At 69.4% G+C, this 16,729-nt stretch carries 7 protein-coding genes and 4 pseudogenes; 2 read left to right on the forward strand and 9 right to left on the reverse strand.

Annotated elements, in window-relative coordinates; translation table 11 throughout:
- The first annotated feature begins 162 nt into the window (after positions 1–162).
- Entirely contained in the window at positions 163–396 is a 234-nt protein-coding gene (locus ACZ61E_RS21790; protein ID WP_469701495.1) for a hypothetical protein, read from the forward strand.
- 335 nt (positions 397–731) lie between these two features.
- Here the strand turns inward: ACZ61E_RS21790 and ACZ61E_RS21795 are convergent, their stop codons facing one another.
- The gene (locus ACZ61E_RS21795; RefSeq protein ID WP_469701496.1) at positions 732–1,007 is read right to left on the reverse strand and encodes a hypothetical protein; all 276 of its coding nucleotides are present in this window, start codon (positions 1,005–1,007) and stop codon (positions 732–734) included.
- Between the two features lie 166 nt (positions 1,008–1,173).
- On the opposite strand from ACZ61E_RS21795, the pseudogene ACZ61E_RS21800 reads away from it, so the two are divergent.
- Positions 1,174–1,299 (forward strand): annotated as a pseudogene (locus ACZ61E_RS21800) (transposase); the annotation flags it as partial.
- Between the two features lie 564 nt (positions 1,300–1,863).
- On the opposite strand, the gene ACZ61E_RS21805 reads toward ACZ61E_RS21800, so the two are convergent.
- The 8 genes and pseudogenes from ACZ61E_RS21805 to ACZ61E_RS21840 all read right to left on the reverse strand — a co-directional run bounded on the left by ACZ61E_RS21805 (position 1,864) and on the right by ACZ61E_RS21840 (position 16,720).
- Positions 1,864–4,029, reverse strand: a complete 2,166-nt coding sequence (locus tag ACZ61E_RS21805) for a bifunctional serine/threonine-protein kinase/ABC transporter substrate-binding protein (RefSeq protein WP_469701497.1) — start codon at positions 4,027–4,029, stop codon at positions 1,864–1,866.
- Positions 4,030–4,140: 111 nt separating this feature from the next.
- On the reverse strand, positions 4,141–4,998 hold the full coding sequence (locus tag ACZ61E_RS21810) for a hypothetical protein (protein ID WP_469701498.1): 858 nt from the start codon (positions 4,996–4,998) through the stop codon (positions 4,141–4,143).
- Between the two features lie 242 nt (positions 4,999–5,240).
- Positions 5,241–5,336: pseudogene (locus tag ACZ61E_RS21815) on the reverse strand (PIG-L family deacetylase); the annotation flags it as partial.
- A pseudogene (locus ACZ61E_RS21820) lies at positions 5,334–5,788 on the reverse strand (protein kinase family protein); the annotation flags it as partial. The pseudogenes ACZ61E_RS21820 and ACZ61E_RS21815, both read right to left, overlap by 3 nt.
- A gap of 145 nt (positions 5,789–5,933) precedes the next feature.
- Positions 5,934–11,381 carry an AAA family ATPase gene (locus tag ACZ61E_RS21825; RefSeq protein WP_469701499.1) on the reverse strand — a complete coding sequence of 1,816 codons (5,448 nt, stop codon included), beginning with the start codon at positions 11,379–11,381 and terminating at the stop codon, positions 5,934–5,936.
- Positions 11,382–11,418: 37 nt separating this feature from the next.
- Positions 11,419–12,270, reverse strand: coding sequence for a lipase family protein (locus ACZ61E_RS21830; protein ID WP_469701500.1), 852 nt, complete (start codon positions 12,268–12,270; stop codon positions 11,419–11,421).
- Between the two features lie 324 nt (positions 12,271–12,594).
- A pseudogene (locus ACZ61E_RS21835) lies at positions 12,595–13,344 on the reverse strand (vWA domain-containing protein); the annotation flags it as partial.
- Positions 13,345–13,711: 367 nt separating this feature from the next.
- Entirely contained in the window at positions 13,712–16,720 is a 3,009-nt protein-coding gene (locus ACZ61E_RS21840; protein ID WP_469701501.1) for an NACHT domain-containing protein, read from the reverse strand.
- Positions 16,721–16,729: the final 9 nt, after the last annotated feature.

A 16,729-nucleotide genomic window follows, 5' to 3' on the forward strand; every position in this document is an offset into this window, starting at 1 on the left:
GCGAGTTCCGGCCCTCACCCTCGCCACCGCGTAGACGGGGGACCACCAGCATGACAACGATGAGCACCGAGCCGTCGTCGAGCATCGGCCCCTTCGCCGGCACCGCTCTCGACGACCCGTACCCGCTCTACGGAGTCGTGCGCCGAACAGGCCCGCCAGGCCGTGTGGCTGGAGCGTCACAACGCGTGGTTCGTCGGCCGGTACGAGTACGTGAAAGCCGCGCTCGGGCGACCGGAGATCTTCTCTTCCGAGAACGGGACAGCTCTCACCGACACGGCCAACCGGCAGATTCTCAAGGGCACCGTCATGGAAGCCGGCGGCATGCGGCACGTCCGGCTGCGCCGCCCGCTGTCCCGGCAGCTCGCGCCTGTTGGCAGAAGGCTGGTGGTGACGTGATGTCACGGCTTCGGTACACAACCCGGGTGTCGGTGTGACCATCGCCCAGTCCTGTACGCCGAGTCCCCTCTCCGGCCGGCACAGGATGCCCAGGCGGGACGCCGCCGCGCGTCACTGCCTCGATCGCCTGCTCCCGGGTGATGCCCTGCATGAAGAACTCCAGACGGCGATCCACCGGTCAGCGCGCGCGAGGTCGCGTTCCTGGACATGGCGCGGGAAGCGGAGCGCGGCAAGGCGCGCCCCTCCGGAGAGAAGTCGGACACGCGTTCGAGTCTGGGGTGCGGCCACCCAGACAACGCGAAGCCCCGACCTTCACAGGCCGGGGCTCGCTCGACTCACATACCCGAGAGGTCGTGAGGAGCCGCGTGCTCCCCCTCCTGAAACTCCCGCAGCAAGTCGTCGCGCTCGTACTGCGCCAGAGCCAACCCGAGGCCGAAGAACGTGGGCGCCCACTCGCCCACGAAGATCCCCCACCGGTCGGCGCGAGCCATACCAGCAGGTTCGTATTTGAATGAACCGGCCCACGAGAGGACGGAAAGCGCGATGGACGCGATGCCCGCGGTGTACGCGTGCTCGCTGCGCAGCCCCTTGTCGTGCAACATCTTGATCATCACAACGCTCCAGACAGATCGAAGGCCCCTTCCACTTTCGCCCCGACCACGCCCACCCGCATCTGGGACACCACAAAGCCCTCGGCCGTGGTGGTCGAGGGCTCAGACGTGCGCGCGGGCTACGGGCGCCACCGCCTCCCGGCAGTCGGGGTGGTCGGCACAGGTGGTCGATCGCGGTCGCGCCGGCTCCAAACATCACCTGATCACCGACGGACACGGCACCCCGCTCGCCGTCCTGCTGACCGGGGGCGATCGCGACGACGTCACTCAGCTCCTGCCGCTTCTGCCGAGCGCGGCCCCGACTACGACGCCTACTGCGTCAGCCGTTTCACGAGCTAAGTACATTCCAAACCGATGTACCGGCGATCGCTGCGCCGAAAATTATCCAGATGTAGGAATTCCCGAGTCCACTGCCGAGAGCTCGGGCAACCTCGGGGTTCTCGGGTAGATAGTGCACCTCAATCGAGGCACCCACAACACGATAGGAAAATCCGGTTTGATACGTGAACTTACGCCGCACACCCTGCGCGTCTCGAAACGCGATCTCTTGGGTGCTGTCCTGGTCCCTGGGCCCTGCGGACCGATGGTTCGCGGTCACGGTGCCCGTGGCGCGCATCCCCTTGCGCTTGAGGCGGGTGTGGATCATAGGTCATCCCGCTGTCGCTCATCTCCCGCACGGCCTCCCGGCGCCGCTTCCAAGACGGCGCGTTGGATTCGCCTGCCCCGAACGAGCACGATCGCTGTCCCGCCCGTCCCGCGTCTCATCGAAGCAGGACGGGCGAGGTGTTTCTTACGCGCGGGGGTTTGGGATCCGCCGGGGCGCCCACCTGGCCCCTCCGCCGCCCCGCCGGGAGTCTCAGACCTTCGCGGGGTCGGTGTCCAGGAAGCGGAACCGGCCGCCCTCCGCCCGGTAGAAGAAGACGCCCTGGTCGCCCGTGTACCAGCCGTTCTCCTTGTCGAAGGCGTACGGCTTCGACACCCCCTCGAGCGTCGTCGTCCGCAGCACCGGCACCAAGTCCTCGCGCGACACGTTCTCCCGGCCCAGGCCCTCCACGCACGCGGCGACCAGCCGGACCGCGTCGTACGCCTCGGCGGCGAACGGAGGCGGAGCGGCGTCGAAGCGGGCGCGGAACTCCTTCGCGAAGGCGCCCGCCGACCGTACGGACGACGGGTCGACCGCCGTGGACACGATCAGCCAGTCGTCCCCCGCGTCGCCCGCCTCACGCAGGAAACGCGGATCGTACGCGGCCTGGGTGGCGATCTTCGGGCCCCGGTAGTCGGTCTCCGCGAGCGCGCGGGCGAAGCGGGCGACGTCCTGCCAGTCGCCGCCGTGAACCACGGCACCAGGCCGCTTCACCGCCAACTGCCGTGCGAAGGAAGCGTAGTTGTCACCGCCCAGCGGCAGGGTCTCGGCAAGGACGTTCCGGTCGCCGCCGGTGCGCAGGCCCTCGCGGAGGAAGCGGGTGACCTGGCGGCTGTACTCGGTCTCGTTGTCGACGAGGGCGATGTCGTCCAGGTCGTGGACGCCCAGATAAGCGGAGACGGGGACCATCTGCATCGCGTTGTTCGGCCGGGCGCACAGGAACACGCGGTTGATGTGCCGGGTGTCCCCGTCCGTCACGCTGATCACCGACAGAGCGGCCTCGTCGTACGCGGTCAGCACCGCGCCTGCCGCGGCCGTGCCCGTCGCGCCGAGGACGGCGACCACCGAGGCGTCGTCCGTGAAGCGGCGGGCGGCGGCGAGGGCCTTCGTCTCGTCACCCCCGTCGTCCAGCGTGGTCAGCTTCAGCGTGAACGGGGCGTCCTCACGGGCGTTGTGCGCGTCGACCGCGAGCTGTGCCCCTTGGTTCTGGGCCTTGCCCTGCGCGCTCAGCTCGCCGCTCAGATCCGCCTGTACTCCGATGCCCAGCACCGGACGCGGCTCGGCCTTGCCGTCCCCACCGGTGCCGGTGCCGGTGCCGCCGTCGTCCCCCGCGTTCGCGAGCCACGCGGTCGTCGCCCCGCCCGCCGCGAGGACCGCGCCGCCCGCCGCCAGATACGTCAGGAAGCGGCGTCGGCCGGGCGCGGGGGAGGACGGCGGGCCCGCGGGCCGGGTGTCCGCGTCCGCACCGCCCTGACCGGAGACGAACTGCGTCGACTCGATGTCCGGCAGGCTCAGCATCTCCGTGGAACGCGACGCGATCAGATGGGTCACCGGGGCGGGCAGCCAGCTCTGTCCGGCCGCGTCCTGCGCCCACTCCGTCCGTATCCGCGCCGCCGTCGGCCGGGACTCCGCCTCCTTGGACAGACACGCCTGGACGACGGGCAGCAGAGCCGGGGGCACCCCGTCCAGGTCCGGCGGGCCGTACACCGTACGGAACAGCATCGCGTCGACCGGCCCACTGCCGAACGGGCGGCGGCCGGTCGCCGCGTATGCCAGCACGCAGCCCAGCGAGAAGATGTCGCTCGGCGGGCCGATCCGGCGGCCCTGGGCCTGCTCCGGGGAGAGGAAGCCGGGGGAGCCGACCACCGTGCCGGTCGCGGTGAGGACGGTGTCGTCCAGGGCGCGGGCGATACCGAAGTCGATCAGCCGGGGCCCGTCCAGCCCCAGCAGCACGTTGCCCGGCTTGACGTCCCGGTGCACCATCCCCGCCGCGTGCACCGCCTCCAGGGCCTCGGCGAGCATCCCGCCGAGAGCCCGCACACTGTGCTCGGGGAAGGGCGCCCCTGGCCCGATCGCGTCGCTCAGCGCGGGTCCGGGCACGAACTCGGTCGCCAGCCACGGAGCCGCCGCCTCCGTGTCCGCGTCCACCACGGGCACCGCCCAGCGGTTACGGACCTGCCGGGCGATCGACACCTCGCGGCGGAACCGGGTGCGGAAGCCCGCGTCGTCGGCGTACTCGGCCCGGATCAGCTTGATCGCGACGAGCACGCCGCGCTGCGAGCGGCCCAGCAGAACCACGCCCATCCCGCCGGCGCCGAGCCGGCCGAGGACGCGGTAACCGGCGATACGGGCCGGATCGGCGGAGTGGAGCGGTTCCATCAGCGGTGACGTCCCGGAGGTCTGAGTGCGGTCATCTGGCGGCGGATCAACTGGTGGTACATCAGCTGACAGTCAATCAACTTCTCCAGGTTGTGATGCGAGAGGGGCACATCACGTCAACTCCTTCTCGACCCGGTACAGCACCTTCGCACCCGCCTCGGCCGCCAGCCGGATGAGGTCCGAAGTCCCGTACCCCTCCGCTCCCTTGACCGCGACGGCGGTCGTCACCGTACCGATACGGGACTTCGTCCACACGTACTCCTGCTCTCCGCCCGAACCGGGGCCGGTGAACTTGCCCGCCTCGAACAGCGTGGCGTCCGCGTTCTTGACGTCCTTCTGGTCCAGATGCATCGACATCAGACCGTCCAGCCGCTGCCCACCGCCGAGTTCCTGCCCCGGACAGCGGAAGCTCTCCTGGACCGTGTCCTTCATCTCCCGGTCGGCGTCCTTGACCGTCCGGTGGACCGTCACCGTCACCGAACCCTGCACCCGGCCCTTGCCGTCCTTCGCCGGCACGTCGATCCGGCGCCCGTAGCTGTCCAGGACGTGCCCCGGCAGCCGACCACGCGACCAGACGCAGGAATCGGCGAGAACCGGCCAGGTGCCGACCGTCTCGTACGGTTCGTGCTTCACCATGCCGGGTGTCCAGTCCGCCGGTTCCAACGAGGCGTTCCGGGTCAACTCCCGGGCCTGCGCGGCGTTCTTGGGGACCTCCTCCGGATTGGGCGTGAAGTCGTACGCGGCGCCGCCCTTGTCCGGGTCAGCCGACGGACTGGGGCCGGGCCCGCCGCTCGCCCCCGGATCGCTGCCCCCCTTCGCCGACCCCTCGGCGTCGGTGCTCGCGGACCGCTTGCCGTCCGCGCCGGTCTTCCCCGTGGCCGAACCCCCCTCGCCACAGCCGGCCAGCACGGCGACGGCCAGCACGACGGCGGCCGACCCCGTCGTGATCTTGGTTGATCTACGTGCCATGTGGTTACGTGTCATGGTTTACCCCCGTTGTCCCGCGCCTCGTACAGCGGCGCGTGGCGATACTAGACGGGGGACGGCCCCGGAGCCTGGGGGCGGATACTCAGATCCCGGCGGCAGATGTCCCCAGTCCACCCGAGTGCCCCCACTCATGCGCACCGGTTTGCGCACCGGGTCATGCGCACCCGGGCTTCCAGTCCTTCGGACGGGCCCGGCACGACCACCCGCCGCAAGCGGGTGGGTCGGCGCGGTCCGGCGAAGAGGGCGTTCTCGGGGACGGCCGCGCCGGTGGTGTCCCGGACGCGTACGAAGGTCTCCGCGCCCATCAGCTCACCGAACTTGTGCGCCTCGATGAAACCCTGCACGTCGGCTTCGACCTCAGCAAGACGCGACGCGACCTCCGTGCGTACCGAGCGCTCCGGCAGGGGCCGAAGTCGCGCCCGACGATCTGCTGAAGGCTGGGGCCGGCGACATAGCCGGTGGCAACCCACGGCACAGTAGCCTCGGTGTCGGTGTCGGTGTCGGTGTCGGCGTCGGTGTCGGTGTCGGCGTCCAGCACCGGCACTGTCCAGTGTCGGCCGACCCGACCCGCCGCGCCGCCTCCACCTCGGACCGAAACCGTGCCCGGAACTCCTCCTGCACGGCCAGTTCCTCGCGCACCAGCTCGACCGTGACCGTACGCCCCCGGCCCCAGCTGGCGAGGTAGACGTTGCCCATGCCACCCGCGGCGCAGCCGCCCCAGTGATCGGTACCCGCCGACCTGCCTCGGCTCTCCGTCCCCCAGCCTCCGCATGTCGCGCCGCCTTCCCGGCCCGTGAGTCCGCGTGGGCAACACAGCGAGGATACTGAGGCACGGTCACGCGGTGGTGCGCACAGCACCACGGTTCAGGCAACGTTGCTCGACCGGGGTACGACGAGCCGTCGTCTGCGGTCCTTACTCAGTGACCAACGAGGCGCGGCTTTTGCAGTTGACAGAGCAGTCGCAGGCGGCGAGCCAGCAGGTGAACGCGGCGCTTTTGCCGGCCGGCCGGTTCGACAGGTCGTGGCGTGTCCGGTGGGGGAGAGGGAGAGACCGGGACTCCGCCCGCGACGGGGTCGACCAGGACGACTCCGTTCCGGGCCGCCAGGATCAGCTCGCCCTCCGGGCCGAAGTCCGTGTGTGTCGGGCGGAAGGGCAGTTGGATCTCGGCGATCGCGGTTCCGCCGCGGATCTCGTACACGGCCAGGGTCGTGCCGTTCAGTGTGGCGTAGCTCCTGTCGCCGGGCAGGATGCCCACGAAGCCGCTGCCGGGTCCGGGCGGTTCCGACACTTCCAGCGTCTGCCGCATCCGGTGCCCTGTCGCCGACGGCCGGCCGTCAAGAGAGGCGAGCACGCGATCGAGGGCACAGACAGCGGTGAGTCGGGAGGAGACCACGAGCACCGTCGGCTCCCTCTCCGTGGGCAGCCCGAGGATGTCCGTCGGGTGTCCCACCGGCATCCGGAATCCCGACGACCAGCGCCGGGTCCGCATGTCCATAACCCGGACGACACCGGCCGTGTCCGAGGCGAACAACAGATGCCGGCCGTGCAGCACCACCGGCCACGCCGCGTCGGCCTCCAACCGGGCCGGCCCCGGGGCCTCGTAGCTCTCGATGTCTCCGGCCGCCGCCACCCCGGCAGGCAGTTCGATCCGCTCGCACAGGACCGCGTTCCCTGTTCCACGTGACAGCAGGAGTTTCGCGCTCTGCTCCCCCTCGTCTGTGGCCTTGAAGGATCCGAGGGCGGTGTGCGACCACGACGGGAACACCACCCGTCCCACCCTCCTGAACGCGGCACCGGTGAGATCCCAGCACTCGATGAGGCTGTCCGCGCTGAACGAGGCGATGTATCGGCTGCCGTCGCCCGTGATGAAGCCCGTGACGTCCCGGACCGGGCGGTCACTGACCGACCGCACATGCGCCAGCAGACGGCCGGTCCCGATCTCCCGGAGATGCAGGTCGCCGCGCTCGCTCGCGATGACCACCTGCCCCGGTGGGCGGCCGGACACGGCGGTGGGCGGCCGGGTGTCCTCGATGAGGTCGTTGACACGCCAGGCGGTGTCCTTCCAGAACCTCCACAGGACCTGGACGGTGCCGCTGTCGTCGCCGCCGAGAACATGGAAGAGGCCCCCGTTCGCCACGGACCGGGGCGCGAGGACGTTGATCGCGGGAGTGGTCCGGATGCCCGCCCGCTGTACGAGCTGCTCTCCGGTGACCTCGAAGCCGATCACAAGCCGGTCGTCGGCCGCGGTCACGAGAAACGACGTCCCGTGCCCGTCGCCGATGAGCACCAGATCGTTCACCCGCCCGCTGTGGGGCCGGTGCCTCGGACCCACCCTCCGTCCCGAGGGCAGTTCCCAGCGCGTCAGCCCGCCGTGTTCCGTGCCCGCGACCAGGACGCCGGAGCCGTCGTCGGCCATGGCGAGCGCTGTGATCCACGCGGGATCCGGGACCGGTTCGCAGCGGGTGAGCCACCGGCCGCTTTCCAGGCCCCAGGAGACGACTTCGCCCTCCGCCGTCGCGGCGACCGCGACATGGCCCCCCTGTACCACGCCCGCGCACACCGCGGTGACCATGGCTTCGCAGCGGGGCTCAGCCCACTTCACCGGCGCGCCGTCCTCCAGCAGGAGAGAGCGGACATGACCTCCGGCGTCGCCCACGACCACGACCGATGCCCCGTCGTCGAAGGACTGGACGGCCGCGCAGGTCAGCGCGGACCCTTCCCATCGTTCGTCCACCGGGATGTCCCAGGTCCAGATCTCACGTCCGTCGTCCGGATCCCAGCAGCGCACCCGGTGGTCGGCGCCCACACTGACCAGCCCGGTCGTGCCGTCCGGGCCGCGCACCCCGCCCAGCGCCAGCACACGACCGCTGTGGGCCGCCAGCAACGTGGTGTCGACGGCCCGCCCGGAGCGGGACACCTTGATCAGCCCGTCACGTCCGGCGGCGCACACCGCGCTCCGCTCTCCCCCTGTCTCGCACAGTGCCGTGGTCTCACCGCCGGAGACGTACCCGCCGACCCGCTCGCCCGTGACCATGTCGTACATCTGCACGCCTCGTCCGGATCCGTGCACGACCGTCACCGCGACCCGGCTGATCCGGGTCGCGGTCATCCGTGCCGGGCCACCCCGCCCCACCCGTACGGGCAGGCCGAGCCGCCGCCCCGTCCTCAGGTCCCACCGGTGCAGGAAGCCGTCGTCCGTCATCGCGCCGACAAGCCACTGGTCCTCGACCGCAATCGCGCCGACGGCGACGACCGGCGGACCCTCTCGGAGCAGGGTGATCACCGGCCGACCGGTGACTGTCGAGCTGACGCGGACGCCGCCGTCCGCGCCGCCGGTCAGAAGCAGCGCGCCGAGGGGATGCGGGTGGACGCCCGCGGCGCAGGTGACCTGATCTCCATGGCCGGGCCGTACGAGCAGACTCCGTCCGTCGGTCTGTCGGACGATCACGCCGCCCTCGCACTCGAGGACCAGACACGGCTCGGGCAGCCGTAGTGCCGCACAGAACCCGGACCGGCCGACGGGCAGACCGGTCCGCGACATCTGTGCGTCCAGCGGTTCGGCCGTGTCGTGCGACAGTGCGCGGGGCAGCGTCCAGAATTCCAGGCTGTCGTCGGCGAATCTCAGTACGGCCTCGCCGGGAATCGCCGCGAACTGCACCACCGTACGAGACGCGCTCTCGCTCGCCGTCTCGTCGTCGGCGATGCGCACCTCGAACTCGTCGGCGTTGCGTACGGCGCCGATCACGAGGCTGCGAAAACGACGTGCCCGAAATCGGGCCGGCCCGCCCGACTCGCCCCGATCGGCTCCCCAACTGTCGCTGAGCGTCGCGAAAACCGCCTTCTTCCCGAACTCGGCCGTCCCCCACACCCGGGTCGCCATGCGTCGGGAAGCGGCGGAACCATACCTTTTCTCGAAGGTGCCCGAGTCCAGATCCCAGAACCCGGTCGCCGCGAGTTGCGGAGCGGGGACGAAGACCGGGCCGTCCTTGTCGGACACCACAGAGCCGGTGCCGGAGGCGAGTTCGGCCGAGGTGAAACGCCATGCCTCCTCTTCCGGATTCCAGACCGCCCACCGCGCGCGCCATGGCATCGGCCCCGCGTCGTCGCATGATTCCGCGAGGGGCGTCGCGCTCGCGCAGACCGCGGCCCAGCGCAGCAGGGCCAACTTCTGGGAACCCTCCGCTGCCGTGCGGAGTTGATCGGCGACGCGCCGGACCGTCCGCCCCGCCCGCTTCCCTTCCGGAGTCGACAGGGCGGGCAGCGCCGACAGCAACTGCCCGAGATCGCTGGTGAGTACGAACCGCGCGTCCTGCACCAGCGTGTCGAGTGCACCGCCCTGAGCGGCGTGCACGGGCAGATACCGGCGGACGTACGGGGGGAGCCGGCCACTCCGGGCCTCGACGGCGAGCAGGGTGTCGGTGACCTTTCGCTGGACTTCCGCAGTGTCCCGACCTTCCCGCAGGTACTCGACAAGCGCACGGTGGTAGATCCGGTATACGGAATCCCCGTTCTCGCTGCCCTCCACGATGTACGAGCCGGCGTGGTGCCGTAGCCACCTGATGTCGTCGTCGCCGTACGGCCGGCCGGTCAAGGCGGTGGCGAGCACCGGCCAGAAATCGGCCCAGGGCAGCCCCGCACCCTGCGCGTAAGCCAGCGGAAGCATCAGATCCCGGGCCCGGCCGGTCTCCTCGCCCAGCCGCTGGCGCAGGTCGCGTTCCATGGCTTCGCCGGGGAGACGCGGCAGCTCGGCCCGCCATCGCAGGTCGGAGGGATCTGGGAGGCGGGGCTCACGGGCGAGGGTCAGCGCGGTGATCCGGGCCACCAGGAAGGACCGGCCGGCCGCTTCGGCGACAGCGGCGGCGACCGCGTCGACGTACGGTACGTCCTCGACCGGCAGGGTGGATCCGGCGGCGGTGAGCAGCTTGGATGTGTAGGCGCGCACCGCCTCCGGATCCGCGTGGGCGTCGTCGTCGAGGTCGATGCGCGGTGCGAGCGGGAAGTGACGCTCCACCAGATGCTTGCGGACTCCGAGAACCAGCCGCAGTGGCAGGTCGACGGCCGGGTCACTCAGCGGACGCAGCACGCTCTCGACCAACTCGTCGGGGTCGAGCGCCTCGTCCACGGCGTCGATGACCAGCACCAGCGGCTTCTTGAGCGCCTGCAGGCGAGTCATCAGGGCGCCGACGGATTCGACCGCCATGCCGGCCGCGGCAGCGATGGCGTCACGCACCTGTTGGGCGGATTTGTGGCTGGCGAGGATCGCGACATCCACCGCGCCCTGCGCGGGTACGCAGTCGGCGCTCAGCCCCATCGTTCCGACGGGCACCGAGGGGCGGTAGTCGCGGTCACTGAGAACGTTCACGAGCCCCAGCAGCGCGGACTTTCCCGAGCCGGGGTCCCCGGTGACCACTGTCAAACGCTCGGCGACCTGTTCACCGGGCTGGATCCACTCGACGAGTTCCCGCAGCGCCCGGTGGCGGCCGGTGAAGTTCCAGACGTCGTCCTGGGGCACGTCGGTGCCGCGCGCACGAGGGAGGAAGTGAGTCCGTACATCGTCACGTCTGTCTTGCCTCTCCCTTGCCAGAAGCGGGACAAGGCGGTCGATCTCGTCGAGATGCCGTCCCTCCACACCCGGCAGGTACCGGGGGTTGGGAAGGAACCGGAGCGTGGCCGACGCGTCCGCCACATCCCATTTCACCCGCATGTGTTTCGGTACGGAGGAGTCGGTCGATGTCCGTCCCAGGACCGTGTCGAGCGAGAGGAATTCGGGAACGCTGCCCGCCGTGGGCTCTCCCCGCACCGCTCGTGCGAACGCCCGGGTCAGGACACCGGGTGATGTCTCTTCCTTGCTCCGGGAGGAGGAGACGACGACAAGCCCCTCACCGCCCTGCCTCTTCAAGTCCCCCTGTCGTGCGGACTCACGGGGACCGGAGAGCCTGCGGGCCTTGTGGGCGGTGCCGACGACGCTGTGTGCGGCGGCTCCCGAGTAGCAGGCGTCGATCATGATCAGGACGCATCGCAGTTCCGTCTCTTCCCAGAGACTGCGGGCGATCTCCTCGGGCCGCAACGCGGTCCCCGGCAGATCGTCGGGATCCGTGTCGGCGAAGAGAAGATAGTGGTCTCCGCTGCCCAGGGAGAGCCTCCCGTGGCAGGCCGCATAGACCACGAGGTGGTCGTCCTCGCGACGGTCGGGCGACTTCGCGAAGTCGCGCAACGCGTCGATGAACTGCCGTCGCCCGGGGTCGAGTCGGAGGGAAGAGGCGCGTTCGTACCCGAGCTCGTCCAGGAAGAGTGTCTCCATGCGCTCGACGTCTCGGGCCAGTTCGGGCGAGTCGAGCCCGGGGTCGCGCGCCACGTGTCTCACGGCTGTAGCGATAAGGAATCGCCTCGTGGGAGAAGCGCTAGAGGGAGGCGTGACAGCCACGGGCCACCGCTCGTCCCGCTTCCCGGGTATTCAGATAGCGACTCGCGTCATGAGCGCGCGCACCGTTGTGCACGATGTGGTTCTCCACTCGTGGGCCGAAAGCCGTCGTCAGGTCCTTGACCAGCGCGACCGCGTCACCCGAGTCGCTGATATTGGTCCAGTGCCGGACGTCTCCGGGCCAGGCCCCGCCCGGAGGGGCCAGTCTGCCGAGGATGAGGTTCTTGATTCCCAGTGGTGAGCCCAGAGTCAGAAGCGTATCCACCCGCTGGGCGGGAGATCCGGCCAGGGCCTCGTAGGCGACCACACTGCCCAGGGAGTGCCCCACCACGACCCGGGTGTTCGGCGTGATCGCGGCGACGACTCGTTCCTGCGCGGCCCCGCGTACGGACGCGTCCGTGAAGTATGCCCGTACCTGCTTCGCGTCGGCGATCATGGCTCTCAGGGCGACATCGGCGAAGAACTGGGACCGGCTCAGGGCGTTCAGCGCACGTTGGACCAGCTGAGGTGTGCGTCCCAGGGTCCGTTCCTCCGGCGAGACGACGGCGTCCTCGACGCGCGCAGTCTCCGCCCACCAGGAGAGCAGGAGTTCGCTCTCGAAACCCTCCTCCACATCACTCGCGTCGTACGGGGGGAGTGCCCCGGACAGCCTCCGTCCAGGCGGTCGGAACAGATCTCCGTAGAAGACACACGAGACGTCGCCGCCTTCGAGCAAGGGCTCTTCGGCCCGGCGCAGTCCATCGTTGAGGGAGACGAACCACCGCTGGTGCTGCTCCCCCTCGCCGCTGAACTGCTGGCCGATGCCGTGCACGCAGACGACCAGAGACACCATCAGCCTCCAAGGCTGTCGCTGTGCAACCGGGTTGATCGAGGAGAGAATGGTCGCATATGAGCGGTGGGATGGGCAGGGAATCCGGACAATCGCACTCGACACGGGAACAGGCGGATCGCGTCGGCCGAAAGGCTGTCGCGCGACCCGGCCGGGTGGGCCCCAAGACTCCGCCGACCGGACGGCACGGCGGACGGCGGGGCGTGGGCCAGGTTCGGGCCGTGTCCGCCGGAGGCCGGGCCGCAGGGCCCGGCCGGACCGTCGGAGTCCTCCAGGCCAGGCAGTCCGCCGGATCGCCCCCGGTAGCTTGAGTGGTTTCGTCGTGCCGTACCGGGCGTCGGTGACGATCACGAGGAGGCGGCCGGCGTCGGGGCGGCTGAGTTCGAGGCCGTGGCCGAGTGCGTCGATGGCGTCGCCGAGGTCGTGGTGGCCGCCGGTGGCAGTGAACGTCGTGACGCGTTCCGGTGCTCGGTGGGTGGGTGGGTGGGTGGGTCGGGTCAGTGCGGTCAGGTGCGTGTCGTAGGCGATGGTGGCGGTAAGGGAGTCGGGGTCGGTCAGGGCTGCCGCGCGTGCCACGATCCAGGGAGCGGACGCGACGAGTGCGCAGGCGGCGCGCATGGAGCCGGAGACGTCGACGGCGATACCCACACGCAGCGGTGGGGTGGGGGAGTTCCGGCGGCGGCTGTGGGTGAACGGTTCCGCGGTGGGGATGGACCCGGCCGCGCGCTGGGCGTCGCGGGCGAGGGCCGCGCCCATGTTGAGGCGGCCGGGCGGGGTGGGGCTGGTGGCCGGTTCCTCGGTCCGCTCGCGGTAGGCGGCGGCACGCAGGGCGCGGCTCAGGTGCGCGGCGGCACTGTGCTCGGCGGCGGCTTGGTTTGCGGGTGCCGGTGACCGGGTTGCCGTGGTGCGCCGGTGCGCCGTCGGGGGTGACGGTGGTGCTGCGGGCGTTGAGGACCGACGTGGCGGTGGCGGCGGCTTTGCGTCGCTGGCCGGCTTGCCGGGCGCGGCCCGGCCGCCGCGTCGCGTGGCGCCGGCTGCTGCCCGCGGAGCGGCTGCGGCTGGTGCTGCTTCTGCGGCTCAAGGCGTGCTTCTCCCGACAGGCCCGCCGGATGACGACGGGAGAGGTCGTCGCCGTCTTCGCCCCGTACGCCGAACGGCTCGACCACGAGCCGACCGCCAGTAGCACGCCGGCCTCCGGACGTTCCTGCCGCCCCGGCGCGGCGCCCCAGTATGCTCCGGTGACCGCGGCCCGGAACAGTATCTTCCGGCCACCCCTCCCGCGACGAAGTCCTGGCCGCCGAATTTGTCCAACGCCAGAAGGGCGCACCGCAGAGCCCGCTCTTTGGCCCTTGGACGTTCACGTCGTTGTAGAGAAAACGGAAGCGGGTCCCTCCTCGTCGAGGAGGGGTCACTTCTTTATCGGGCGCGCGGAGTTCCGTTCGCGCTACTCCTTGGTTTGCCGAAGGCTGTAGATTCGAGTCTCTCCACTGGCAACAGTGACTGCCATTGCGCTCTCTTCCTCATTGAAGGCCACTCTTTCGACTGTATCGTTCGCGATCGCGATAATCGACTGGAATCCATTTGCGCACGAATCATCCCTACTGAAATACATGGCCGTGCCCTGGATGTAGAGGGTTGATTCTTTAGGTGTGTTGATTACGGCGACATCCACGCCGCTGTCGCGAAAGTCGCTGGGTGGCAGACAGGATTCAGGGAAACCTTCCCCATATATTTTCCTGGCCTCGCCCGCATCAACCTCCTTCGAATCGAGCCAATCGAGCCAATCGCCAGACATCACCGCCTGATTCCATGAAATCCCCTCCGTCTTCCCCCAGGGAATTGTCGCCACTTTCATTGTCAAGATTGGACCTGGACGGGGAAACCAGACTGCAAATAGATCTACACCATCACTGTGCCCATTCAGGAAGTATCGGTGCTCTCCTCCTTTGCGCCGCTCTGCGGGGGTGTACTGCTCTGTCAAGATCCCTGCCCCTGTCCTGGTGTCCCAACGTCGTACCGTGCCTTTTCGGTCCACCGTGACGAGGGTTTTCTTATCTGACGGTCCCAATGCGACCGATTCAACGCTGCCTGTCGGTATGACGATGTCGGAAGTGTCCTCGGGGAGCAGTGTTTGGTTGGCGAGAAGAGACGCTGCGGCGAGGGCGGTTGCGGTGGCAGCTATCTGGAGGCGACGTCGTCGGACTGTGCGGGGATTCGGTGTCGGAGTCCGGTTCTGCGCGAGAGACTGGGTAGCGAGGCGTTCTTGCAGTCGAATGTGGCGGAACTGGTACAGGCCGCCGGATTGGCGCAGCAGTTGCCGGTTTCGTGCGTCGTCAAGGAATTGGGCGAGGTTCCAGGGAAGCTGCCCCTGTGCCGAGAGGGTGAGGCGGAGGAGGGTGAATCGTGTCCAAGCCCGGGGAAAGAGCATCAGGATCGCGAACGTGAGGCCGGGCAGCAGAGAGGTGGCGATGATCGCGAAGTGCTCGTTCTCGATGGCGAAAGCGTTGGCCGGCTGCTTCATAATGTCGATTATCGGGGGCATGTTCGATAGATTCGATGACGACAGAAGCGCAATATTCTTCGCTTTGTGAGCCAGGATCATGAGCGGTAGTGCGGAGATTCCAAGCGCGATTCCGGCAAGGGCGGCTGTTACCAGGGTTGCTTGTCGGTCCTGTTTGATCATTTGCTGGGGGTTGGTGCGGGTGGAGCGTTCGGGTGAGGTGTTGAGCCAGTTGTGGGCGGCGAAGGCCAGACCGATAGCGATGGACGCGCCAATGGACAGGGCGATGAGGTCGTAGGCAAGAATCACTGTCCGCGGATACCAGGGTCCGCCGAAGGCGGTGATGACGCCGCCGATGCCCAGTGCCGTCGCTGCCACGAGGAACGCCAGTGCGAGACCGGTGCGGAAGCCCCTGCGCAGTCTGTGCAGTGATCCGCGCAGGGTGAAGGAGACGCGGCCCGGCCGGGGGTCCGGTGCCGCGTACCAGGTGAGCATGGTCAGCACCGCGACCGCTCCGCCGGTCCAGATGATCTCCTTCGGGCCCAGGTTCTCGCCGAGGCCTGCATCCACAGCCCGGTAGAGGAGGATGAGAAGCATGACGGCCACGCCGGTTGCGATGCCGATCAGGAGTCCGCTCCAGCGGGAGAGGAGCCGTGAGCTCATCAGCCACCAGGCGAGGTCGCGTTCGCGGTGCTGGTGAAGGTAGGTGGCGAGAAACGTCAGGTATTTCTCGGCCTTCCGCGCGTTCTCCTCCCATCCGCTGTCCGCCTGCTGGGGCAGGGTGCCGGGCGGGGGTGCGTAGGCGGCGCGGATGGTGTGGTCGACGAGGTGGTCCTCGATGGCGTGCCGGCTCTCGAAGCCGAGGAGTTCGCGGGGATCGCGGTCGCAGTTGCGGTAGACGCCGCGCGCGAGGGAGAGGGCCAGCGGGGTGGACAGCGCGATGGCCACCGGGCTGTCGGGGTCCCGGCGCAGGTGGGTGTAGACGGGCTCCCAGTCCATGCCCTGGGGCCAGTTGACGTCGGTCAGGTAGGCGATGATGTCGGACACGGGCACCGGGGCGACCTCGACGACCGGCGCCCTGCGCAGCAGGGGGGAGCCGCCCTCGATCACGTCCTGGTACTCCACCGACCGGCAGGTCACCACGACACCGCGCCCGTCGCCGCATGCGTCGTTGAGGCCGCGTACGGCGTTGCGGCGGGCCGGTTCGGGCATCTCGTCGAGCCCGTCGAGGACCGGTAGCAGCATCCGCCGCTCCAGCAGGTGACGCGGGATCTGCGGGTGTCCGCCGTAGTACGAGGCGGCCAGGCCGCCCACGATGAAGTCGTCCAGTGACTCCATGACCGGATCCCAGCCGGAGACGGACAGCAGCACCGGCACAGGCGTGCCAGGGGAGCGGTCGGCCAGCAGACCGAGGGTGAGCATGATGGCCAGGACAGTCTTCCCGGAGCCCGGCTCTCCCAGAACCACCAGCCGGCCGCTGGGCACCTGCCGGAAGCCCGCCGCCAGCTGCGACGCGGCGTGCTCGAAACTCCCCTCCAGCCGGCCGTCCAGGGAGAGCCGCCTCACGCGCCCGGCATAAGGTCCCACAACGGACTCAGGCGAAACGCTCACCGGCCGGGCGGTACCGGCCCAGGACAGCGGGATCACCGCCGGATCCCGCAACTGCCGCGCCCCGGCCTCCTCCGACCACTGCTCCCGCACCGTGACCGCCAGCTGATCGGCGGCCTCGGCCGCGTCCGGCGGAGGCGCCGGCGGGGGAAGGAACTGAGCGAGAGCCGCCACGAGAGACCACAGCCCGGTGAACATGCCAACAACACCGGCAAGACCCCCTGCATTTGGCCCGTCGTCGACTGTGAACACCCAGCAGGCCAACAGGAGTGACACACCGGCGGACAAGACGAACAGGATCAAACGCAGTCGCCGACGCCGCACATGCTCAGGAAGACGCAACATTCATAACAC

The sequence above is a fragment of the Streptomyces sp. NPDC104581 genome, assembly GCF_055583685.1.